The sequence below is a fragment of the Actinomadura formosensis genome, from assembly GCF_050948385.1.
GTDB lineage: Bacteria > Actinomycetota > Actinomycetes > Streptosporangiales > Streptosporangiaceae > Spirillospora > Spirillospora formosensis.
This window is the reverse complement of record NZ_CP192011.1, coordinates 1581461-1604800: the sequence shown is the minus strand read 5'-3', so window position 1 is coordinate 1604800 and position 23340 is coordinate 1581461. Positions and strand designations below refer to the sequence as shown.

Here is a 23340-nt window from a genome sequence, read left to right as displayed (position 1 = left end):
TCGTCATGGATCGGGTGGGGGGCGCCTCGGTCCCAGAAGCCCTTCCCGGGCGCGGGGGATCGTCCCCCCAGAACATTACCGCCTGCCCGCGGTGGTCGCGGGTTCGAGGAACAGGGCCTCGACCAGGTCCGTCGCCCACTTCAGCAGTTCCTGGTCACGCAGTGGCCGGCCGCCGAGCGGCGCGGTCTTCGGCGCCGGCACCAGCAGCGTGTCGGTCGCCGGCTTCAGGATGCTCTTCGGGTAGAGCCGCTGCAGCCTGACCTGCCTGGAGTCGGGCAGGTCCACCGGCGTGAACTTGATGAAGTTGCCCTGGACGGTGACGTCGGTGAGCCCGGCCTTGCGCGCCTTCGCCCGGAACCGCGCGACCTCCAGGAGGTTCAGCACCGGGACGGGCAGCGGCCCGAACCGGTCCTTCAGCTCGTCGTGCACGGCGCCGATCTCCTCCTCGGACGTGATCGCGGCGATGCGGCGGTAGGCGTCCAGCCGGAGCCGCTCCCCCGGCACGTACTCGTGCGGCAGGTGCGCGTCGACGGGCAGCTCGACCTTCGTCTCCACGGCCTCGGGCTCACCGCCGCCGTCCTTCAGCTCCCGCACGGCCTCCCCGACCATCCGGACGTACAGGTCGAACCCGACGCCCGCGACGTGCCCGGACTGCTCGGCGCCCAGGATGTTGCCCGCGCCGCGGATCTCCAGGTCCTTCATCGCGACGTACATGCCGGCGCCCACCTCGGTGTGCTGCGCGAGCGTCGCGAGCCGCTCGTGCGCGGTCTCGGTCAGCGGCTGCTCCGGCTGGTAGAGGAAGTACGCGTACGCGCGCTCCCGGCCGCGGCCGACCCGGCCGCGCAGCTGGTGGAGCTGCGACAGCCCGTACATGTCGGCCCGGTCGACGATGAGCGTGTTGGCGTTCGGGACGTCCAGCCCGGACTCCACGATCGTGGTCGCGACGAGAACGTCGTAGTTCTTCTCCCAGAAGTCGACCATGACCTTTTCGAGCTCGTTCTCGTTCATCTGGCCGTGCGCGACGGCGACCCGCGCCTCCGGGACGAGCCGCGCCAGGTTCGCCGCGACCTTGTTGATCGAGCGGACCCGGTTGTGCACGAAGAACACCTGGCCCTCGCGCAGCAGCTCGCGGCGGATCGCGGCGGCGATCTGCTTCTCCTCGTACGGGCCGACGAACGTGAGGACGGGGTGGCGCTCCTCGGGCGGGGTGAGGATCGTCGACATCTCCCGGATGCCGGTCAGGCCCATCTCCAGCGTGCGCGGGATCGGTGTCGCGGACATGGCGAGCACGTCCACCTGCGTGCGGAGCCGCTTCAGCTCCTCCTTGTGCTCGACGCCGAACCGCTGCTCCTCGTCGATGACGACGAGACCGAGATCCTTGAACCGGGTCTGCGACGACAGGATGCGGTGCGTGCCGACGACGATGTCCACGGTGCCCTCGGACAGGCCGCGCAGCGTCTCATCGATCTCCCCGTCGGTCTGGAACCGGCTGATCGGCCGCACCACGACGGGGAACGCCGCGAACCGCTCGGTGAACGTCGACATGTGCTGCTGCACCAGCAGCGTCGTCGGGACCAGGACCGCGACCTGCCGCCCGTCCTGGACGGCCTTGAACGCCGCCCGCACCGCGATCTCGGTCTTGCCGTAGCCGACGTCGCCGCAGATCAGCCGGTCCATCGGGACGGGCCTTTCCATGTCGGCCTTGACCTCGTCGATGGCGGCGAGCTGGTCGGGCGTCTCGTTGTAGGGGAACGCGTCCTCCAGCTCGCGCTGCCACGGCGTGTCGGGCGCGAACGCGTGGCCGGGGCTCGCCATCCGCGCCGAGTACAGCCGGATCAGCTCCCCGGCGATCTGCTTGACGGCCTTGCGGGCGCGCGACTTGGCCTTCTGCCAGTCGGCGCCGCCGAGCCGGTGCAGGCTCGGCGCCTCACCGCCGACGTAGCGGGTGAGCTCTTCGAGCTGGTCGGTCGGGACGAACAGCCGGTCGCTCTTGGCGTACTCCAGGATCAGGTACTCGCGGGTGGCGCCCTGCACCGTCCGGCTGACCATCTCCACGTACCGTCCGACGCCGTGCTGCTCGTGCACCACGTAGTCGCCGGGCTTGAGCCGCAGCGGGTCGATGCCGCCGCGCCGCCGCGACGGCATCCGCCGCGCGTCCTTCGTGGACGACCTCTGCCCGGACAGGTCGGTCTCGGTCAGCACCGCGAGCTTGACCGGCTCCCAGGTGAACCCGTTCTCCAGCAGCCCGGTCGTCACGTTGACGACCGACGGCTCGGGCGGCGCGGCGAGGTCGGTGCGCCGCGCGCCGAGGCCCTCCTCCCCGACGAGCTGGACGAGCCGCTCGGCGGGCCCGTGCCCGGCGGTGACCATCACGACGCGCCAGCCGCCGTCGATCCAGCCCTTCAGGTCGCCGACCACGCGGGACGTGTCGCCCCGGTACGCCTCCGCCGGCCGCGCACCGAGGTCGAGGGCGTCACCCTCGGGATTGAGGGCCGTCACGCTCCACCGGGGCAGCCCCAGCTCGGTGCTGTGCTCGCGGACCTCCTCCAGCGAGCGGAACGCGGCGGCGCCGAGGTCGATCGGCGCCTCTCCCCCGGCGGCGGCGTTGACCCAGCTCGCCTCCAGGAACTCCTGGCTCGTCCGGACGAGCTCGGCCGACCGGGTGCGGATGCGCTCCGGCTCGCACACCAGCAGCGCCGAGCCGTCCGGCAGCAGGTCGGTCAGCAGTTCCATGCGGTCGGCGAGGACGGGCGAGAACGCCTCCATGCCCTCGACGGTGTCGCCGTCGGCGATCCGGCCGAGGACCTCCTCCAGAGCCGGGTGCTCCCCGGCGAGCAGCTTGGCGCGCTCACGCACCTTCTCCGTCAGCGGCAGCTCACGGCACGGCGGCGCCCACAACCCGCCCTGCGCGACCTCCAGGGAGCGCTGGTCGGCCGCCTTGAAGTAGCGGATCTCCTCGACGGTGTCGCCCCAGAACTCCACCCGCAGCGGGTGCTCCTCGGTCGGCGGGAACACGTCCAGGATGCCGCCGCGCACCGCGATCTCGCCGCGCTTCTCCACCAGGTCGACGCGGTGGTACCCGGCGTCCACCAGGCTGCGGACGGCGTCGTCCATGTCGGCGTCCTCGCCGGAGACGAGCCGCACCGGCTCCAGGTCGGCGAGCCCGGCGACGATCGGCTGCAGCACCGCGCGGATCGGGGTCACGACGACGTCCAGCGCGCCGCCCTTGCCGGTGAACCCCTCCTCGGTGGGCGGGCCGCCCGCGTCCGGGTGGCCGAGCCGGCGCAGCACCGCGAGCCGCTGCCCGACCGTGTCCGAGCGCGGCGACAGCTTCTCGTGCGGCAGCGTCTCCCACGCCGGGAAGTGCGCGACGCGGCCCGGGTCGAGCAGGCTCGACAGCGCGGCGGTCAGGTCCTCGGCCTCCCGGCCGGTCGCGGTCACCGCCAGCACCGTGCCGCCGCCGTCCGCGCCCAGGGCGCGGCTCAGCGCGGCGGCCATGATCGGCCACAGCGCGGCGGGTGCGACGACCTCCTGGTCCGCACGCGCCCGCGAGAGGGCACGCTGCAGACCGGGATCGGTGCATGCAAGATCAACAAGTCCAGAAAGCGTCATCTTCGCCCGCAACTTCGCCGTTCACCCCGAGGCAGGGCAGCCCGAAAAGCCGGAATCCGCGCGGACCCCGGTACCGCGTACAAGAGTACGCGCCCGCCGGACCCGCCGTTCAGACGCCGCCGCAACCCGCGAACCACCCCGGCCGCAACGCATGACGACATGACGGTTACAAAGATTGGACAAATAGCCAACGGAAAGCAGTCAGGTAATTACTCTGCGGGATTATGACCGATCTGCGTACGCCTCCGGTGAACGACGGCGATCTCTTCTCAGAACGCGCCCGGCAGTACGCCCTAGAGAAGCCCCTGCAGCGGATCCACGTCCTGGAGGCGGGCTGCGGCTGGGGCACGGGCCTGGACCTCGGCGACCACGAGCACCACGTCACGGGAATCGACCTGGACGCCCCGGAGCTGCGCGCCCACACCCGCGAGCGGGCCGATCTGGACGCCTGGCACCTCGGCGACCTGCGCACGGTGCCGCTGCCGCCACGCGCCTACGACATCGTCCACGCCGCGTACCTGATCGAGCGCGTTCCGCACGCCGAGCTGGTGCTCGACCGGTTCGTGGCCGCGCTCAAGCCCGGCGGGCTGCTGCTCGTCCAGCTGCGCGACCGCGACACGGCGTTCGGGTTTCTGGACCGGATGCTGCCCCGGTGGCTGCGCATGTCCGGCCGGGACCCGCGCGGCACCCACGCTCGCGGCGTCCCGCATCCGGCGGGCGGACGGGCCCCGGGTCCGCCGGAGCCGGCGCTCTACGAGCGGGTCGCGTCCCGGGCGGGCATGCACTGGTACTGCGTGATGCGCGGGCTGGTCGTCTCCCAGGAGTACACCTCCCGGCGGGCCATCGAGGCGCTCGGGGCCGGAAGCGGTCCCGCCGAGCTGCTCTGCCGGCTGGTGTCGACGGTCACCCGGGGCCGCCTCACCGCCGACCACAGCGATATCACGCTGGTCATCCGCAAGCCGGAGAACCGTTTCGCCCGCATCATCTGATCCGGGCCGCCGCGCACCCGGCGTGCGCGAGTTCCCGCGGGCGAAGTATTTTTCCTGCGGAACCCCACTGACACGGATGAGCCCGGCACCCCGCCGCCGGGCAGGATCGGAGATCGCGGTGACCGCCGAAGCCGGCCTTCCCGACACGCTGCGCGACCTGCCCGCCTGGACCCCGAACCCGGTGGAGCTCGCCGACCTGGAGCTGATCCTCGCCGGGGCGTACCGCCCCCTGACCGGGTTCCTCGGCTCCTTCGACACCGCGATGGTGATCGCCGGCGGACGGCTCGCGGACGGCACCCCATGGCCGGCACCGGTCACGCTGACCGTGCCGAAGGAGCTGACCGGCCACGAGCGGATCGTCCTGCAGGACCCGGAGGGCGTGCCGCTCGCGGTGCTCACGGTCACCGAGGCGTGGCAGGACCCGACGACCCAGGCGTGGCGGCTCGCGGGACCGCTGGAGGCGCTGCGCGCCCCCGCGCACGGACCGTTTCACCGCCTGCGGCGGCGCCCCGACGAACTCGCCCCCGCGGAGGGCGGCACGCTGGGTGTGGCGACCGCCGGTCCGCTGCACCGCAAGCAGCTGGGCCAGCTGCGTCAGGTCGCCGAGCGGCTCGGCGCCCGGGTGCTGGTCCTGCCGCTGCTCGGCGGTGAGCACGACGAGTCCCTCGTCCGGGCGCTGCTCGGCGTCCGCAGGGAACTGCCGGACGGGACGCAGATCATCCCCGTGCCGCTGCCCCCGCGCGGCGACCGCGAGCGGGACGTCCTGCTCCGCGCGCACGTCGCCGCCGCGTACGGCGCCACCCACCTGCTCGCCGACGCGGAGATGGACGGCACCCCGATCCCGCTGGTCGTGCCGGAGCCGTGGGCCTACGACGCCGATGTGGAGGTCTGGCGGCCGGTCGCCCGGATCGAGCCCGACCACGTCCAGGCGGAGCTGACCCAGGAGCGGCTGAACGAGCTGCTGGACGCGGGCGAGCCCATCCCCGACTGGTTCACTCCGCCGGCCGTCGCCGCCGAGCTGGCGCTGGCGCGTCCGCCGAAGCGCTCGCGCGGCATCACGGTGTTCTTCACCGGGCTGTCCGGGTCCGGGAAGTCCACGGTCGCGCGCGGCCTGGCCGACGCGCTGATCGAGCGCGGCGGGCGGACCGTCACGCTGCTGGACGGCGACGTCGTGCGGCGGATGCTGTCGGCGGGCCTGACGTTCTCCCGCGCCGACCGCGACCTCAACATCCGGCGGATCGGGTTCGTCGCGTCCGAGATCACCCGGCACGGCGGCACCGCCGTCTGCGCGCCGATCGCCCCGTACGCGGCGACCCGCGCGGAGGTGCGGCGGATGGTGTCCGCGGTCGGCGACTTCATCCTGGTGCACGTCGCGACGCCCCTGGAGGAGTGCGAGCGCCGCGACCGCAAGGGCCTGTACGCCAAGGCGCGCGCGGGGCTGATCCCGGAGTTCACCGGCATCTCCGACCCCTACGAGGTGCCGGAGGACGCCGATCTGACGCTCGACACGTCCCGGATGACCCCGGACGAGGCCGTCGGCGCGGTCCTCGGCCTGCTGGTGGAGGGCGGCTGGGTACGTCCCGAATAGCTCAAGAGTCCCAATTGTCTCGTTTGTAGTTCGGCATCCGGGTTATCGAACCGAGGCGGCCTCCTCTAGGGTAATACACGATATTTCCTACATGACAGGTAGGTCATGCCGATGGACTTCGATTGGACGATGGCGCTGGGCTCGTTCCTCGTCGCCGTCATCGTCGGGCTGACCGGCATGGGCGGCGGCGCCCTGATGACCCCGATGCTGGTGACGTTCTTCGGAGTCAGCCCGCTCGCCGCCGTGTCCAGCGACCTCGTCGCCGCCGCCGTGATGAAGCCCGTCGGCAGCGCCGTCCACTACCGGCGGGGCACGATCGACATGCGGATCGTCGGCTGGCTGTGCGCGGGCTCGGTGCCCGCCGCGTTCTCCGGAGTCCTGCTGGCCAAGGCGCTCGGCCACGGCGATTCCGTCGAGAACCTCATCAGCAAGGCGATGGGCGCCGCGCTGATGATCGCCGCCGCCGGGCTCGTCCTGCGCTCCCGCCTGGTCCGCCGGGGCCGGGGCGGCGCCCCGGGCGGCACCGCATCCGAGATCAAGGTGCGCCCCGTCCCGACCGTGCTGGTCGGCGTCGTCGGCGGGCTCGTCGTCGGCATCACCTCGGTCGGTTCCGGCTCCCTGATCATCGTCGCGCTGCTCGCCCTCTACCCGACGCTCAAGGCGGGCCAGCTCGTCGGCACCGACCTGCTGCAGGCCGTCCCGCTGGTGCTCGCGGCCGCAATCGGCCATCTGCTGTTCGGCGACTTCCGGCTGGAGGTCACCGCCGCGCTGCTCGCCGGCTCCATCCCCGGCGTCTACCTCGGCTCCCGGATCTCCTCCCGCGCCCCCGGCGGCCTGATCCGCCCCGTCCTGGTCCTGGTGCTGGTCGCGTCGTCGCTGAAGATGTTCGGCGTGCCCGCCGTCCCCCTCGCCTGGACGATGGTCGTGCTGACCGCCGGCGCGGTCGCCTCGCTCGCGCTGCGCCGCCGCGCCGCCCGCAACCGGGATACGCTGCCTTCTCCCGTCCCAGTCCCCGGCCCGGCCGGCGCACCAGGAGAGCAGCGTGGACCAACGATGGCCGCATGACACCGTCGACGTCCTCGGGGTGCGGGTCAGCCGCATCGACGTAACGCGGCTCCGCTCGTTCACCGCGGCGGCGGTCAAGGACCGCACGAAGCTGACCATCACGTTCGCCAACCCGGACTACGTGCTCAAGGCGCAGAAGGACGCCGGGCTGCGCGACCTCATGAACGGCTTCGACCTCAACCTGCCGGACGGCTGGGGCGTCGTGCTCGCCGCGAAGATCTTCGGGCGTCCCGTCCCCGGGCGGATGGCCAACGACGACCTCACCGACGACCTGTTCGGGCAGCCCGCCGAGCAGGGCTGGCGGGTCTTCCTGTTCGGCAACGCGCCCGGCGTCGCCGAGGCCGCCGCCGAGAACGTCCGCACCTGGTATCCGGGCCTGAACATCGCGGGCACCCAGCACGGATACTGGGCGGACGAGCAGGGCCGCATCCCCGCCGAGACCGCCGAGCGGCTCGTCGCCGAGATCAACGACGCGGCCCCCGACATCCTGCACGTCGGCCTCGGCACCCCGCTGCAGCAGCGGTTCGTCACCGAGTACCGCGACCGGCTCACCGCACCCGTGATCATCACGTGCGGCGCGTACTTCGAGCACCTCGCCGAGCGGCGCGAGTACTACCCGGCCTGGGTGCTCAGGCTGCGCGTCGGGTTCCTGTACCGGCTGGCCCGCGAACCCCGCCGGCTGTGGCGCCGCTACACCGTCGAACTGGGCGCCTACCTCGGCCGCGTGCTGTGGCACCGGCTCCGGCACGGCAAGGCCGCCGGCGCGTGAGCGGCGTCTCTTTCCGGTGGCGGTTCCCCGGAACCGCTGCCCATCCCTCACCAATGTGGTAGGACAAGATGCCATCACCATTCCCGGCAGCATCCCGGAGCACCTTCATGCGCCCCTTCATCGCCTGCCTTACAGCCACCTCCCTCGCGGCGTTCACCCTGTCGGCCACGGCGGGCGCGGCGTCCGCCGACATCGCCCAGCCGACGGTGGTCTCGGCGAACCCGGTGAACAACACCCCGCACGTGCTGGACGGCACCGTCCGCGCCATCGCCGTCGTGGGTGACCTGGTCGTCGTCGGCGGCAACTTCGAAGAGGTGCGCGAAGCCGGCAGCGGCAAGCCGACGCTCAAGCGGCACAACCTGTTCGCCTACGACATGGGCACCGGGAAGATCAGCACGGCCTTCGTCCCGAAGGTGGACGGGACCGTCCACGCGCTCCAGGCCGGGACGAGCGGCTGGGTCTACCTGGCCGGGACGTTCAAGACCGTCAACGGCGTCAAGACCGGCACGGTCGCCGCGGTCAAGACCACGACCAACCAGGTGCACACCGGCTTCAAGCCCAACGTCAACTACCGCGTCACCACGATGGTGCGCCGCGGCTCCCGGCTCTACATCGGCGGCTCGTTCACCAAGGCCGGCGGGAAGGCGCGCACCGCCGTCGCCCGGCTCGACGCGGTGACCGGCGTCGCCGACAGCTCCTTCAACTTCAGCGTCACCACGCCGCGGTCCGGCGCCCTCAAGGTCTACAAGCTCGCGGTCGACCCGGCCGACACCCGGATGGTGATCAACGGGACGTTCACCCGGGTGAACGGGCAGACCCGCTACCAGATCGCGATGATCACCCTGGGCACGGGCACCGCGAAGCTGTCGACCTGGTCGACCACCGAGTACGCCGACGCGTGCAACCTCAACGCGTTCGACACCTACATGCGCGGCATGGACTTCTCCCCCGACGGCAAGTACTTCGTCGCGGTCACCACCGGCGGCCCCTACGGCCGCACCACGCTGTGCGACTCCGCCGCGCGCTGGGAGGCGGCCCGCACCGGCTCCGGGCAGAAGCCCACCTGGGTCAACTGGACGGGCGGTGACACGCTGCTGTCCACCTCGGCGACCGGCGCCGCCGTCTACGTCGGCGGGCACCAGCGGTGGCTGGACAACCCCTACGGGCACGACTCCGCCGGCCCCGGCGCCGTGTCGCGTCCCGGCATCGGCGCGCTCAACCCGGCGACGGGCAAGGCGCTGGCATGGAACCCGACGCGGACGCTCGGGCACGGCGTCGAGGCGCTCGTCGCCCACCCGAAGGGCCTGCTCGTCGGCAGCGACACCGATCAGCTCGGCCACGAGTACCACGGCCGCATCGGAATGTTCCCGATGCCGTGATCCCCCTGTGACGGATGTGAGATAAAGGGGGCCATGACCATCCGAGAGGAGGGGCCGTCCGTGCGCGACCAGCAAGCCGGAGACCCGTTCCGCGGTGGCCACCACCGACCCGACGCGCGCAGCTCGCGGCCCGTCCCGCCGGCCCGGCCGCGCGGACGGGGGCGGGCGCGCCGCCGCGGGCCGCGGCCGGCCTTCTACTTCACCTCCGCGGGCACGCTGCTCGTCGTCGGCGGGTCCATCGGCGCGATCGCGCTGTCGGGCGGCGGCCCGAGCCACGACGCCCGGACGGCGTCCGCCGGCGGTGCCACCGTCGTGCCCGCCTCGGCCGACACCTATGTGGCACGGGAGAGGCCGGGCCAGCGGTTCGGCGAGGCCAAGAAGATCACCGCCTCGGTGTGGCCCGACTGGCACACCGAGGCCTATGTCGCGTTCGACGTGCCGCACGGCACCCCGGCGATCACCAAGGCGCGGGTCGAGGTCGTCTTCGACAGTCCCGCCAACCGGCCGCGGCGGGTCGAGCTGCGCACGCTGCCCGGCTCGTGGACGGAGAACGACACGTCCTGGAGCAACCGTCCGTCCGCCGGCGCCGTCGTCGCGACCTCCGGCACCGGCAAGGACCGGATCTCCTTCGACGTCGGCTCGATCGTGACCGGCCCCGGCCGCTACGCGTTCGCCATCACCAACCAGAACCTCCGGTCGGGAGCCTCGCTGCGCTCCCGGGAGGGCGGCGACGGCCCCCGCCTCGTGCTGAAGACCCGCCGCGGCGGGCCGGCGCCGAGCCCGTCCACGTCCTCGTCCCCGACGCCGACCCCGTCCGCCACCGCGGCGCCGCCCGAGCCGAGCGACGAACCGACGTGGCAGGTGCCGCAGCCCACGAAGCCTCCCGAGACGTCCCCGGGCGGCGGCAGGACGCTCTGCGGCCTCTCCCTCGAACTCCAGCCGGGCGAGTCCTTCCAGAAGGCCCTGACCCGCCTGGACGGCAGGTACGGCGGCCTGGAGACCGTCCGGCTGTTCTACCGGGGCGTCCCGCCGGCGTGGCCCGGCAACCCGAACCTCGGGAACCGCCCGCCGATCATCTCGTTCAAGATGGCGCCCAAGGACGTCCTCGCCGGCAAGTACGACAAGGCGATGGCCCACTGGTTCGCCACCGCGCCCCGCGACCGCGACATCTACTGGGTCTACTACCACGAGCCCGAGGACAACATCGCCACCGGCGAGTTCACCGCCGCCGACTACCGGGCCGCCTGGCGGCGCCTGCGCTCCCTCGCCGACAGGGCCGGGAACTCGCGGCTGCACGCCACCCTCGTCCTCATGGGCTGGAGCCTCGACCCGCTCTCCAAGCGTGACTGGCGCGACTACTACCCGGGCCGCGACGTCATCCAGGTCCTCGGCTGGGACGTCTACAACCTCGGCTGGAAGAAGCGCCGCTACGACGACCCGGCCGCCATGTACGACCGTGTCGTCGCCGTCAGCAAGGGCGAGAACCTGCCGTTCGGCATCGCCGAGACCGGCAGCTACCTCGTCGCCGGCGACAACGGCGACAGGCGCGCCGCCTGGCTCCGCGCCACCAACGCCTACCTCGCCAAGCGCCACGCCCTGTGGGTCGCCTACTTCGACCTCGACTGGAGCACCGGCGACTTCCGTCTCCTGGACGCCCAGAGCCGCAAGGCTTGGCAGGAGTTCTGCTGAAGCCGTCCGGCCCGGCGTAGGCTCCGGCTTCCCGTCACCTGGCCGGCGAGCCGGCGGAGGGAAGCACCTGCCCGCGACGTCGTTCAGCACCGGCGCCCTCCGTCGTGCGTGACGGCCTGATGACGACCGCCGTACACCCTGCCTGTATGCCCTGGGGCCGTGTATGCCCTGGGCATGAGTCCGGTGCAGGGCCGCGGACATGAGTCCGCCCCCGCCGGAACGTCCGGCGGGGGCGGGCTCGGGTGATGCCGCGGAGGGTTACTTGCGGGCCAGGATGATGGTCCACATGCCGGCGCGGCTGGCGGCGTCCGTGGTCGCCGTCTTGGCGCCGTAGGTGCCGGTCGCGACCGCGCCGTTGCTGTCGACGATCAGGCTGGTGATCCGGCCGCTGCCGGAGCCGATGCCGGTGCCGCGGGTCGTCACGCCGGCGGGCGCCGTCCACGAGGTGGTGCTGGACGACTTGTCGCCCCAGTACGTGACCGCCCAGGAGCCGGCGGCGCCGACCTGCGCGGACGGACTGATGTGCTCGGTCACCGAACCGGGGTCGCTGCCCTTGGCGACCGCCGCGACCGGGTCGGTCGTGTTGGTGCCCTCGTAGGCCAGCAGCCTGATGTCGGCCTTGGTGTAGTCGCTCAGCCCGATGTCGACCTGCTTGCCCGCGTCACCCGCCTGCGCGACCCGCTTCCAGACGATGGACGAGGCGGTGCCGGCGGCCTGGTTGTCGACCTGGGTCCAGCCGGGGGGCGGGGTCGTCATCGACGCGGTGCTGGCGTTGTAGGTCAGCACCAGGATCATGCCGTCGCCCGGCTGGACGGACTGCGGGATCTGCGCGTACGCGGTCTTGACGTTCGCGTTTCCGCCCGACCCGCCGCGGAAGGCGATGTTCGCCTGGTTCGGCGCCACCGTGAGGGTCTGGGACTTGGTGCCCGTCCCGCCGCGGTTGTCGGTGACCGTCAGCTTGACCGTGTACGTGCCGTCCTGGTCGTAGGCGTGCTGCGGCGTGGCGCCGGTACCGGTCTTGCCGTCACCGAAGTCCCACGCGTAGGAGGCGATCGAGCCGTCCGGGTCGGCCGAGCCGGACGCGTTGAACGTGCAGTTCAGGGCGTCGCAGTTGCTGGTGAAGGCGGCGGTCGGCGGCTGGTTCGGCGTCCCGGCGTACAGGAACACCGTCCGGCCGCGCCAGTCGGCGGTGCTGACCTCGGTGGACGCCCCGGACGGCACGCCGGCCGCGGAGAACGCGACCTTGTAGAGCCGGCCGTTGCCGTTGTTGACGTAGTAGAGGCTGCCGCCGTCGACGAACATGCCGCCGACGGAGCTCCACGACATGCCGGGCAGGTTGGTCACCGCGGTGAACTCCTGCGCGCCGACGACGTTGCTCTCCGGGTTGAACGTCCGGTAGTACAGCGCGGACTGGCCGCGCGTGTAGTAGACCCGGCCCTTGGCGAAGAACATGCCGGTGATGTTCGGCACCTGCGAGTGCCAGGTGGTCATGTTCACCAGCTGGTCGGCGGCGTCGATCTTGGTGATCGAGCCGAGCGCGGTGCCGTCGAACGAGCGGCGGTTGAACGAGCCGTCCGAGCCGCCGTAGAACAGCTCACCGTTGATCATGAACGCGCCGCGCGCGGACCGCCAGTCGATGCCCCCGGTGCCGTCGTTGACCACGGCGCCGGTGGTGGTGCCGTCGAACGAGCGGTGCCGCAGGTAGTTGGTCGCGCCGGCGCCGATGCCGCCGCCGGAGTAGACGTTGCCGGGCAGCTCACCCGTGCTGTACGCCGGGATGGCGGTGCCGCCGGTGACGGGGAACAGCGCGAGCTTCTGGTGGAACTCGCCGCCGATGTTGTCGGTGTCGCTGCCGACCCACAGGCCCTCGTCGGTGGCCAGCATGTCGAACACGCCGACGCCCTTGTCGCGGCCGGGGTTCCAGCTGAACGGCAGGCCGCTGACCGGGTCGAGCGCGACGATGCCCTCGCGGCCGACGGCGCCCTGGCCGGGCTTGTCGCCCGCGAACGGGTTGTTGGCCCAGCGGAAGTGGCCGCCGGCGTAGACGGCGGTGTCGGTGATCTCGACGGCGTAGGTGGTGTCACCGCCGGTGAAGTTCACCCAGGTGGGCTGCTGGCCGCCGCCGGTCGTGGCGCTCTCCCAGCGGGCCTGGGTGTCGCACAGCTTGGCCGTGCCGCCGTAGGCGCCGGTGGTGGTGACGACGAAGTACTTGCCGTCCGGGGAGAACTCCACGTCCCGCATGTAGGTGTCGAACGACTGCGAGCACTGGTCGGCGTAGCGGACGGTGTCCCAGTTCGCGAGCTGTGCGGACTGGCCGCCCAGGTCCAGCATGACGATCTGCCGGCGGGTGCTGCCGTTGACGGAGTTGAAGTTGCCGATGCCGACGAGCTTGGAGCCGTCGGGGCTGATGTCCAGCTTGTAGACCGTCGTGACACCGTCGCCGGTCTGCGTGCCGGCGAAGTTCTCGTCCACGAAGTCGTCACGGGCGCCGGTGGCCGGGTCGACGGTGGCGAGGGCCACGCGGGGGGCGCCGCCGACGGTGGTGAAGGTGCCGGCGACGTACAGCCGGCCGCCGGCGAGCCGCAGGTCGCGGACCCTGGCGTCGAGCTGCGGCTTGAAGGTGGTGATCGGCGCGCCGGTCTGCGCGTTGATCCGGGCGAGGACGAAGTTGCGCGCGCCGTTGATCTCGCTGAAGGTGCCGCCGACGTAGATGGACTGGCCGTCGGGGGCGGGCAGCAGCACGCTCGCCTCACCCTTGTTGAGGCTCGGGGTGAAGTTCGGGTCGATCGCGCCGGTGGAGGCGTCGAAGGCGAACAGCCGGTTACGGGTCAGTGTGGGCTTGTTGGCCCCCGCCTCCTTCACCTGCGTGAAGGAGCCGCCCACGTAGATCTTGCCGCCGATCTTGATGATCGACTTGACCTCGCCGTCCACGACGTTCGGCGTGAAGTTCGCCGGGTCGGCGGTGACGATCTTGCCGTGTCCGGGCTCGGACCCCCGCTGGTCCGCGCTCGCCGAGGACGTGACGGCGAGGCTCCCCGTCAGCGTGCCCAGGGCGAGGACGGCTCCCGCGGTCAAGGCCCCCCACCTGCGTCTGCCCATCGACCCCTCCGTGCCATGTAGACGTAAAACCACCGTATTGTGCGCACCAAGGCGCACAGGGCCGGGCAATCGTAGCCAGCGGCCGGTTGACCTGCTGATCTGATCGCTAACTTTCCGGTCTCGAAAACCGAACGGCGTGTGGATCAGGCCGGTCTCGACGTGGTTCGCGCGCCTACGGGGCATGTTCATCGCGCCCCGCGAGGTACGCTGCGCACCTCGGAAGGACGCCCCCGGGACCGTAGCGGACGACCAGAATCGGTGGCCGGATGTGGCCACAGGCCGGTGTCGCCCCAGGCGGGCGGCCGGGCGTCCTCCACCGTGCGGCGTGCGTCCGGGGCCGGGCGGCGCGGTCCGCGCGCCCGACGGTGCGTCCAGGGGAACGGAGCGGTGATTGGCCGGGATGCGAGGGATCGCGGGGAGCATGCCTCTCGCGCCACCGCGGCTGCTGCCGTGGCGGCTGCGGCCGGGCTGGCCGCTCAGCGTCGCCCTGCTCGGCTTCCCGCTGTGGTGGATCCTCGGCCTGGCCAACGTGATGCTGCTGCTCGTCAACGTGCCGATGGCGATGACGCTGTGGCGCCGCCGCGGCACGCTCGTCGCACCGAGCGGGTTCGGCGCGTGGCTGTTCTTCCTGGTCTGGGTCGTGCTGGGCGTGCTGGTGCTGTGGGCGGACGCGCCGCTCGCCGAACCCGGCGGCGGATTCAGCCGGCTGCTCGTGTACGGCTACCGGCTCGCCTGGTACCTGTCGTTCACCATCGTGCTGCTCTACATCGGCAACATGAGCGAGCGGGAACTGCCGTCCGGCGCGATCGGCCGGCTGCTCGGCTACATGTTCATCGTCACGACGATCGGCGGCCTGGTCGGCTCGTTCTTCCCCTCGATCCAGCTGACGTCGCCGGTGGAGATGGTGCTGCCGCACGGGCTGACGAGCAACTCCTTCATCCGCGACATCGTCCACCCGAAGGTCGCCGAGATCGAGGCGATCCTCGGCTTCGAGCAGTCCCGGCCGATGGCGCCGTTCGCCTACGCCAACACCTGGGGCGCCGCCTACGCGTTCTTCCTGCCGTACTTCCTGCTGACCTGGATCGTCCGGGCCCGGCTGCGGCGCCGGGTGTTCGGGGTGATCGTCCTCGCCGCGTCGCTGTGGCCGGTCGTGTACTCGCTGAACCGGGGCCTGTGGGGGGCGCTCGGCGCGATCGGGCTGTTCGGCGTCCTCAAGCTCCTGCAGGTCGGCGGGCCCCGGGTGATCGCGTGGACGGCCGGGATGGCCGCCGTCGGCGCGATCGTCGTGGCGCTGTCGCCGCTGCCCGGCCTCGTCCAGGACCGGCTCGACAACCCGCACAGCAACAACCGCCGCGCGCTGCTCGCCGAGGAGACGACCCGCAGCGCGCTCATCGGGTCCCCGCTGGTCGGTTTCGGGTCGACCCGTAACGTCCAGGGCGACCTCGGCCAGGTATCGGGCGGTGACAAGGTGGGCTGCAAAGCGTGCGGCTCGCCGCCGCTCGGCACCCAGGGGCACGTGTGGCTGCTCATCTTCGCCAACGGCATCGTGGGGACGATCGCGTTCTGCGCGTTCTTCACCATCCGGTTCCTGCGCCATTGGCGCGATCGGGGCGCCTATTCGCTGGCGGGCTGCTGCGTGCTGATCTCCTGCACCCTTTTCATGATCACCTACGACATGGTGGAGGTACCGCTGTACACGGTGATGATCGCGGTGGCCCTGATGTGGCGGGCCAGGCGGGACGCCGACGGGGTGCGGACACCGCAGGCCCGCGTCCGTGCCCTGACCGCCGAGGCGGCCCAGTGAGCGGGGCGGAGACCCGGGCCGCCTGGATCGCGGCGGCCCGGGAGCTGTGGCCGGACGCGAGCGTCGAGCCCGTCGGCCCCGGACGGTCCGCGGGGGCGCGGCGCGAGCTGGCGTTCCTGCCGGACGCCGATCACCCGCGGCTGCTGGTCCCGGCGGGCCTGCCCCGCGCCGCCGCCGCCGCGCTGCGCCGCTACAGCCACGACCTCGGCGTCAAGCAGCGCGTCTCACGCGGCCTCACCGCCGCGGCCGTCCGCACCGGGCTGCCGGAGCGGACGCTGCGCGACCGGCTCCGCATCACCGGCGGCGGCCCCTCCATCGAGGACCGGCTGGCCGAACTGCTCAGCCGTCCGGTCGTGGTCAGCGTGGGCCTCGGCAGCGCCCGCGCCAACCGCAAGCCGATCCTGCACGTGCTGTCGCCGCACGGCGAGCCCGTCGCGTTCGTCAAGGTCGGCGACACCGGGACGGCCCGCGGCCTGCTCGACGGGGAGGCGGCCGCGCTCACCTATCTGAACGAGCACCTGGCCGGCTCCGGCTCCGGTGCGCGGCTGCACGTCCCGAAGCTGCTGCACCACGGGACGTGGCACGGGCTCGACCTGCTCGTGCTGGAGCCGCTGCCGACGAGCGCGCTCGGCTGGCGCCCGCGCGGGCGGGCCCCGGTCGCCGAGATGCGGGCGCTGTTCGAGGTCGGCGGCGTCGAGCGGACGGCGCTGCGCGACAGCGGCTTCTGGGACGCGATGACCGCGAGCCCCGCCGATGTCCTGGACGAGCGGCAGCGCGCCGCGTTCGGCGAGGTCGTCGAGACGATCGGCAAGGCGCACGGCGACCTGCCGCTCGACTTCGGCGCCTGGCACGGCGACTGGACCCCGTGGAACATGGCCTGGCACCGCGGCGTGCTGCGCCTGTGGGACTGGGAGCGTTTCGCCCGCGGCGTCCCGAACGGGTTCGACCTGCTGCACTACCGGCTCCAGGAGGCGATGCGCACCGCGTCCGGCCCGCCCTACGCGGCCTGGCCGGACGGCGCCGCGGCGGCGCTGGAGCCGCTCGGGCCGGCCGGCGCGGCGGCGGACGCGACGGTCCGGCTCTACCTGCTGGAACTCTGCCGCCGCTACCTGCTGGCCGCGCAGGAACCGATCGGCGAGCCGCTGCGCGCCGACGCCGAGCGGCTGCTGACGCTCCTGCACACCGACCTCGGGAGGATCTCGTGATCTCGCGCCGTGACGCCCCGCAGTGGGTCAAGGACGCCGGACGGGCCGCCACCCGCGCCGGCGGGCGGCTCACCTCCGGCGCCCGGATGCTGCCGGACTTCCTCATGGTGGGAACGCAGCGCGGCGGCACGACCTCGCTGTTTCGCGCGCTGGCCCCGCACCCGGCGGTCGTCCAGCCGAACTTCCACAAGGGCGTCCACTACTTCGACGTGAACTACCCGCGCGGCCTCGGCTGGTACCGGGGGCACTTCCCCGTCCGGTCGCTCGCCGAGCGCCGCACCGCGCCCGCGCGGCCGCTGGCGTTCGAGTCGGCCGGCTACTACATGCACCACCCGCTGGCACCGGAGCGGATCGCCCGCGACCTGCCCGGCGTGAAGCTCATCGCGTTGCTGCGCGACCCGGTGGTGCGCGCCTACTCGGCGCACAAGCACGAACTGGCGCGCGGCTTCGAGACCGAGCCGTTCGAGCGGGCGCTGGACCTGGAGCCCGAGCGGCTCGCCGGCGAGGTCGAGAAGATCAGGGCCGACCCGGCGTACGTGAGCCACAGCCACCGGCACCACTCCTACGTCGACCGCGGCCAGTACGCCGACCAGATCGAGCGGCTGTTCGAGCTGTTCGGACGGGACCGGGTGCTCGTCCTGTACGCGGAGGACTTCTTCTCCGAGCCCGAGCCCTGCTACGACTCCATCCTGGAGTTCCTCGGCCTCCCGCGGTGGCGGCCCGCGACGTTCGAGCGGCACAACGCCCGGCCGGGGTCCCCGCTGCCGGACCATCTGCAGCGCCGGCTGTCGGACCACTTCGCGCCCTACGACGACAAGCTCGCCGCGCTGCTCGGCGCCGAACCCGCCTGGCGGCGTTGAGCCGGCGGTGAAGACGGCACAGTGATGAAGAAGCGCTTCCTCGGCCCGTCCAGCGTGCAGGCGGAACCGCCGCTCGCTCCGGACTCGATCCCCGTCACCCGGTACGCGGGTGCGGTCCGCAGGCATTTCGCGGCGCTGCTGGTGGCGTTGCTGGCCGGCGGCGTGCTGGGAGGCGCGAAGATCATGCTCACCCCGGCCAGCTACACCGCGCGGATCTCGGTGCTGGCGCCGCCGGTGTCGCTGCATCCGGGCTACACGCCCGGCCGTCCGCTGGACGAGAAGAAACGCGAGCCGCGCGAGGCCACGATGGACACCGAGGCGCAGCTCGTCTGGTCCGACGAGGTGCTGCGCCGGCTCGCCACGTTCCCCGGCTTCCAGGCGTCCCACGAGGAACTGCGCCGCCGCGTCGACCTGTCGGTGCCGAACAGCACGCACGTGCTGACGATCGCCGTGCGGGCCGGGACGCCCAAGGCGGCGCAGAGCGGCGCCCAGACCGTCGCGGAGGCGTACCTGGACCTGCGGCAGCAGATCCTCGGCGGCCTCCAGCAGCGCAACCGCGAATCGCTGGAGAAGTACCTCACGCTGCTGCACAAGCAGCTCAGGAGCCTGCCGGGCAGCGACGACGAGCTCGTCCGGCGGACCACCCGCACCCGCCGCCAGGAGATCCTGAAGCAGATCGAGGAGGTGCAAAAGCACATCTCCGCGCTGGACAGCAAGGTCGTGCAGCCCGGCGAGGTGCTGCGCAGCGCCGCACTGCCCACCGCCCGCGACGACGCCGGCCAGGACGTGGCGTTCGCGGGCGGCCTCGGGGTCGGGCTGCTGGGCTGGGTCGTGTCCACCCTGCTCATCGACCGGCGGCCGCGGCGCATCCGGCGGCCCGCCGACGTCCGGCTGCACGCGCAGCTGCCGATCATGGTGGAGTCGGCCGCGCTCGGCGGCGGGCACCGCGAGATCTGCCGGCGGCTGCGCAACCTCGTCTTCGACTCCGAGGCCACCACCGTCCTCGTCGCCGGCGTCCCCTCCGCCGCCGGCACCGCGGTCGCCTACGAACTCGCCGAACTGTGCACCGAGGGCGGCTCGGCCACGACCGTGCTGCGCATCCGGGGGGACGGCGAGGACCGCGACCCCGCCGAGGCCCCGCCGCCGCGCACGTTCGGCGTCCGGCTGGTGCGCGGCGACGACGACCGCCAGCTCACCCGCGCGATGGACAAGGCGGGCCGCGAGTCGCGCATCGTCGTCATCACCACCCCCGACATCAACGCCGCCGACACGATCAGCGCGGCCGCCGCCAGCGACCTCACCCTGGTCGTGGTGGAGCGCGGCCGCGCCCTGGACCGCGAGGTGGCACGCGGCGTCCTGGCCCTCGACCAGGCCGCCACCCCCGCCCGCGGCATCGTGCTGACCAGGCAGAGCCCGGACACTCCCGCCCGCCGGGCGACCGCTCCCGGCCACCGTTCACCACGAGGTTGAGATGAACGAAACCGGCCCCGCGCCAAGCGCGGATAAAGTCGTGACCATCTGTCCGTCGAGCACGACCCGGATCACCGAGGGGGATCGCCGTGGGAGCTGACCAGACGGCCGACCCGCAGCAGGGTCAGCTGCTGCCCCTGCTCAGGCGGTACATGCCGCTGCTGGTCCTGCTGGCCGTCGTCGGCGCGGCCGTGGGCGTCATCGCGGCGCTGGTGCTGCCCGCACCGTACAAGGCCACCTCGACCGTGCTGGTCAGCCCGCTGGAGGGCAACCCGTACTCGCCGAACGGCCGCGGCGACGACCTGGTCAACCTGCAGACGGAGGCGCAGCTGGTCTCCACCGACCGGGTCGCCAAGATCGTCGGGCAGAAGCTCGGGCACGCCCCGGAGGGCCAGATCGAGGTCACGGTCCCGCCCAACACCCAGGTGCTCAACCTGACCTACACGGCCGGCAGCGCCAAGGACGCCCGCGCCGGGGCGCAGGCGTTCGCGGACGCCTACCTGGCCTACCGGCAGCAGCGCGCCCAGGACGTGGTGAACAACCAGCTCACCAAGCTGAAGAACCAGTCCAGCAAGGTGCAGCAGCAGCTGCTCAAGACGAACCGGGAGATGGCGGTCGCGTCCGGCGCCGAGCGCGCCACGCTGCGCCAGCGCGTCACCGCCTACACCAACCAGCTCGGCGTGATCGACGAGCAGGCCAACGACATCGGCAGCACCCCGATCAACCCGGGGCAGGTCATCACCCCGGCCGGCGCGCCGGACGGGCCCGGCCAGATCCGCACCGCGGCCTTCGGCGCCGGCGGCCTGGTCGGCGCCCTCCTCGTCGGCTGCGCGGTCGTGCTGCTGCGCGAGCGGCTGAACCAGCGGCTGCACAACGCCGAGGCGATCGAGGGCCTCGGCGTCCGGACGCTGTCCACGATCCCGGCGGGCGGCCCGACCGGCGACACGCTCGCCCTGGTCAGCGCGCCGAAGAGCCCCGCGGGGCAGGCGTACCGGCGGCTGCGCGCCGCGGTCGTGGCGACCGCCCCGCAGACCCCGGTGGCGCTGCTGGTCGCCAGCGCCACCCCGGGCGGCAGCGCCCGGCTGGCCAGCGCCAACCTCGCGGTCTCGCTGGCGTTCGCCGGCGCCAAGACCATCATGATCGACGCCACCACCGACGACACCGACGTCAGCACGCTGTTCGGCGCGCGTCCCGGCGGCAAGGGCCTGTCGGACACGCTGCTCAGCGGCACCGACCCGGCGACCCTGCTGATCCACACCGACTCCCAGCTGCGGCTGCTGCCGCGCGGCCCGCGCGCCCCCGAGGCCGCGCACCGGTTCAGCGGCCCGCGGATGCGCGAGACCGTGAAGGTGCTGCGCCGCCGCAGCGAGTACCTCGTCGTGAACGCGGCCAGCCTGCACGACGCGGACGCGCAGGCGCTGTGCACGTTCGTGGACGCGGTGATCCTCGTCGTCAACCAGGGGGTGACGACCCGGGAGGAACTGCGCCAGGCGTACGTGGAGGCCGAGCGCGCCGGCGTCACCGTGCTGGGCGCGCTGCTGGAGCCGCCGGAGCAGCGCGGCGGCGGACGCGCGCCGCGGCAGGCGCCGCCGCGGCAGGCCGGCCGGGCGCCGCAGGCCGCCGAGACGCTCGGGGGCGGCGAGCGGCCCACCGTCCCCGAGGCGTCCCTCGGCTGGGAGGACGACCACGACTCCGCCGACGCCGCGTCGCTGACCACGCAGGCGCTGCCGCAGATCAAGCAGCCGCCGCGGCCGGGCGACGCGCGGCAGGCCCAGGCCCGCCGGGGCGGCGCGCAGCGCGGCGCCCCGCCGCCCGGGCGGCGTCCCACCCCGCCGGCGCTGGAGCCGCCGTCCGGGCCGGGCAAGCCCGTCGCGCCGAAGCCGGTCTCCCCGACGGACGTCACCCAGGGCACCGGGACGAGCAGGCCGCGGGCGAGCAGGGCGCAGCCGGGCGACGCCGAACCCGGCGAGCCCGCGGACACCGCCGAGCAGCGGGAGACGGAGGCGGCGCTGGAGTCCGCCTCCGCCCGGACGCAGGAGGACATCTCCAAGTACATGCCGCCCGAGCCCCCGAACGACTCCGCGGACGGGCCCACGTCGAGCGAGGTCCTGCCCCGCTACGGCAAGACGCACAAGGCGGGGCGGCATGCCGGATCCTGAACCGGGCGCGGCCGGTCCCGGGCCGGCCCCGGGACAGGCCGCGCCGGGCGGGCCCAATCTGAACAGGCTGGCGAGGGGCGGCGCCCTCAACCTGGTGGGCGCCGCCGTGGCGGGCGTCCAGGGACTCGCGCTGGTCTTCCTCGTCGCGCACCTGTACTCGCAGCGGATCGCGGGCACGTTCTTCGCGGCGACGTCGCTGTTCATCATCCTGCAGGCGGTGTCGGGCCTCGGCACCGACGCGGGCCTGCTGCGCTGGCTGCCGCGCCATCTCGCGCTCGGCGACCGGGCCGCGGCGCACCGGACGGTGCCGGTCGCCCTGGTCCCGGTCGCGGCGACCGCCGCGGCGGCCGGGCTCGTCCTCGCCCTCACCGCGCCGTGGACGGCGGGTCACATCGGCGCCGACGACCCGGACCAGGCCGTGAACATGGTGCGGGTGCTGGCGCTGTTCCTGCCGCTGGCGGGCGCGCACGACGCGCTGCTCGCGGCGACCCGCGGGTACGGCTCGATGCGGCCGACCGTCCTGGTCGACAAGATCCTGCGGCAGACGCTCCAGGTCGGCGGCGTGATCGCGGCGGCGGTGCTGTCGGACGACGCGATGTGGCTCGCGCTGGCCTGGGCGGTCCCCTACCTGCCGTGCCTGGCCGTCGCCGCGCTCTGGTACCTGAAGATCAGCCGGTCGCACCGCGCCGGCGCCCCGGACGGCACCGCCGCGTCCCCGGCCGGGTGGCGTCCGCTGGCGGGCGGCTTCTGGCGGTTCACGGCGCCGCGCGCGTTCGCGCAGATCTGCCAGACGGCGTTCCAGCGCGCCGACATCGTGCTCGTCGCCGCGCTCAGCTCGCCGCGCGAGGCGGCCGTCTACACCGCCGCGACCCGGTTCATCGTGATCAGCCAGCTCGCCACCCAGGCGGTGCAGAACGTCATGCAGCCCGCGGTGAGCCGGCTGATGGCGCTCGCCGACCGGGCCGGCGCGCAGCGGATCTTCGCGGTGTGCGCGTCCTGGAACCTCGTGCTCGCCTGGCCGGTGCACCTGTCGATCGCGGTCGGCGCGCCGGTCTACGTCGGCTCGTTCGGCGCCGGGTACCGCGGGACGGGCGAGGTCGTCACCGTGATCCTCGCGATGGCGATGCTGGTCGCGACCGCGACCGGCGCCCGTGACGTGATGCTGCTGATGGCGGGCCGCAGCGGGCTGAGCCTGGTCAACCAGAGCGCCGCGCTCGGCGTGAACCTGGTGCTGAACGTGCTGCTGATCCCGCCGTTCGGGATCGCCGGGGCGGCGATCGCGCGGGCGTGCGGGCTGCTCGTCCGGACGCTGCTCGCCCTCGTCCAGGTCCGCCGCATCCTCGGGATGTCCCCGGCGAGCGCCGGGCTGTTCTGGGCGGGCGGCTCGGCGCTGGTGAGCTTCGCCGCGGTGCCGCTGGCCGTCCGGCTCGTCGCCGGGTCCAGCCCGGTCGCGCTCGCCTGCGGGCTGATCCCCGGCGCCATCTTGTACGTTGCCCTACTCTGGGGCGGTCGCGAGCGGCTGTCCCTCACCGCGTTCGCCTCCCTGCTGCCGGGGAGGCGGGGCCGCGCCGCACCCGGGCCCGCGGGCGCCACCGCCCCGCCGGCCACCGACACGACCTCCGCCAGGAGCGTCCCTGCCCACGGGAATTGAC

At 72.9% G+C, this 23340-nt stretch carries 14 protein-coding genes; 12 read left to right on the top strand and 2 right to left on the bottom strand.

Translation table 11 applies throughout. From position 1 onward, the window contains the following. Positions 1–75: 75 nt before the first annotated feature. Positions 76–3612 (bottom strand): transcription-repair coupling factor, encoded by a 3537-nt coding sequence (mfd, locus tag ACQP1N_RS07555; protein WP_433229944.1) that lies wholly within the window; start codon positions 3610–3612, stop codon positions 76–78. A gap of 224 nt (positions 3613–3836) precedes the next feature. Between mfd and ACQP1N_RS07550 the strand changes: the two genes are divergently transcribed. The 6 genes from ACQP1N_RS07550 (at position 3837) to ACQP1N_RS07525 (ending at position 11091) form a co-directional block, all read left to right on the top strand. Next, positions 3837–4601: a class I SAM-dependent methyltransferase gene (locus ACQP1N_RS07550; protein WP_067806796.1), complete on the top strand. Its 765-nt coding sequence runs from the start codon at positions 3837–3839 to the stop codon at positions 4599–4601. A 118-nt stretch (positions 4602–4719) separates the two neighbouring features. Further along, complete coding sequence (gene cysC, locus ACQP1N_RS07545) at positions 4720–6189, top strand: adenylyl-sulfate kinase (RefSeq protein WP_207394217.1); 1470 nt, start codon at positions 4720–4722, stop codon at positions 6187–6189. A 111-nt stretch (positions 6190–6300) separates the two neighbouring features. Next, entirely contained in the window at positions 6301–7254 is a 954-nt protein-coding gene (locus tag ACQP1N_RS07540) for a sulfite exporter TauE/SafE family protein (RefSeq protein WP_433229939.1), read from the top strand. Then, the gene (locus ACQP1N_RS07535; RefSeq protein ID WP_067806787.1) at positions 7232–8023 is read left to right on the top strand and encodes a WecB/TagA/CpsF family glycosyltransferase; all 792 of its coding nucleotides are present in this window, start codon (positions 7232–7234) and stop codon (positions 8021–8023) included. Before ACQP1N_RS07540 ends, ACQP1N_RS07535 begins: the two co-directional genes overlap by 23 nt. Before the next feature lie 107 nt (positions 8024–8130). After that, the gene (locus ACQP1N_RS07530) at positions 8131–9402 is read left to right on the top strand and encodes a hypothetical protein (protein ID WP_084263465.1); all 1272 of its coding nucleotides are present in this window, start codon (positions 8131–8133) and stop codon (positions 9400–9402) included. A 33-nt stretch (positions 9403–9435) separates the two neighbouring features. Then, positions 9436–11091, top strand: coding sequence for a CBM96 family carbohydrate-binding protein (locus ACQP1N_RS07525; RefSeq protein ID WP_131732977.1), 1656 nt, complete (start codon positions 9436–9438; stop codon positions 11089–11091). A 258-nt stretch (positions 11092–11349) separates the two neighbouring features. Here the strand turns inward: ACQP1N_RS07525 and ACQP1N_RS07520 are convergent, their stop codons facing one another. Beyond that, on the bottom strand, positions 11350–14166 hold the full coding sequence (locus tag ACQP1N_RS07520) for a PKD domain-containing protein (RefSeq protein WP_433229934.1): 2817 nt from the start codon (positions 14164–14166) through the stop codon (positions 11350–11352). Between the two features lie 445 nt (positions 14167–14611). Between ACQP1N_RS07520 and ACQP1N_RS07515 the strand changes: the two genes are divergently transcribed. From ACQP1N_RS07515 to ACQP1N_RS07490, 6 genes are all read left to right on the top strand, one after another. After that, complete coding sequence (locus ACQP1N_RS07515) at positions 14612–15994, top strand: hypothetical protein (protein ID WP_242609019.1); 1383 nt, start codon at positions 14612–14614, stop codon at positions 15992–15994. Beyond that, a complete protein-coding gene (locus tag ACQP1N_RS07510) occupies positions 15991–17199 on the top strand; it encodes a hypothetical protein (RefSeq protein ID WP_067806747.1) in 1209 nt (402 codons plus the stop codon). The genes ACQP1N_RS07515 and ACQP1N_RS07510 overlap by 4 nt, the downstream gene beginning before the upstream one ends. Continuing rightward, positions 17196–18059 (top strand): sulfotransferase domain-containing protein, encoded by an 864-nt coding sequence (locus ACQP1N_RS07505; RefSeq protein ID WP_433229931.1) that lies wholly within the window; start codon positions 17196–17198, stop codon positions 18057–18059. Before ACQP1N_RS07510 ends, ACQP1N_RS07505 begins: the two co-directional genes overlap by 4 nt. A gap of 24 nt (positions 18060–18083) precedes the next feature. Further along, the gene (locus ACQP1N_RS07500) at positions 18084–19529 is read left to right on the top strand and encodes a hypothetical protein (RefSeq protein WP_433229928.1); all 1446 of its coding nucleotides are present in this window, start codon (positions 18084–18086) and stop codon (positions 19527–19529) included. A gap of 89 nt (positions 19530–19618) precedes the next feature. Then, positions 19619–21688: a hypothetical protein gene (locus ACQP1N_RS07495; RefSeq protein ID WP_433229925.1), complete on the top strand. Its 2070-nt coding sequence runs from the start codon at positions 19619–19621 to the stop codon at positions 21686–21688. Beyond that, positions 21675–23339, top strand: a complete 1665-nt coding sequence (locus tag ACQP1N_RS07490; RefSeq protein ID WP_067807987.1) for an oligosaccharide flippase family protein — start codon at positions 21675–21677, stop codon at positions 23337–23339. Before ACQP1N_RS07495 ends, ACQP1N_RS07490 begins: the two co-directional genes overlap by 14 nt. The last annotated feature ends 1 nt before the right edge of the window (position 23340 follow it).

What these genes read in the sequence shown, in the direction of transcription:
- mfd (WP_433229944.1), bottom strand. Translation starts at nt 3,612, where the DNA reads ATGACGCTTTCTGGACTTGTTGATCTTGCATGCACCGATCCCGGTCTG.
- ACQP1N_RS07550 (WP_067806796.1), top strand. Translation starts at nt 3,837, where the DNA reads ATGACCGATCTGCGTACGCCTCCGGTGAACGACGGCGATCTCTTCTCA.
- ACQP1N_RS07540 (WP_433229939.1), top strand. Translation starts at nt 6,301, where the DNA reads ATGGACTTCGATTGGACGATGGCGCTGGGCTCGTTCCTCGTCGCCGTC.
- ACQP1N_RS07530 (WP_084263465.1), top strand. Translation starts at nt 8,131, where the DNA reads ATGCGCCCCTTCATCGCCTGCCTTACAGCCACCTCCCTCGCGGCGTTC.
- ACQP1N_RS07525 (WP_131732977.1), top strand. Translation starts at nt 9,436, where the DNA reads ATGACCATCCGAGAGGAGGGGCCGTCCGTGCGCGACCAGCAAGCCGGA.
- ACQP1N_RS07515 (WP_242609019.1), top strand. Translation starts at nt 14,612, where the DNA reads ATGCCTCTCGCGCCACCGCGGCTGCTGCCGTGGCGGCTGCGGCCGGGC.
- ACQP1N_RS07500 (WP_433229928.1), top strand. Translation starts at nt 18,084, where the DNA reads ATGAAGAAGCGCTTCCTCGGCCCGTCCAGCGTGCAGGCGGAACCGCCG.
- ACQP1N_RS07490 (WP_067807987.1), top strand. Translation starts at nt 21,675, where the DNA reads ATGCCGGATCCTGAACCGGGCGCGGCCGGTCCCGGGCCGGCCCCGGGA.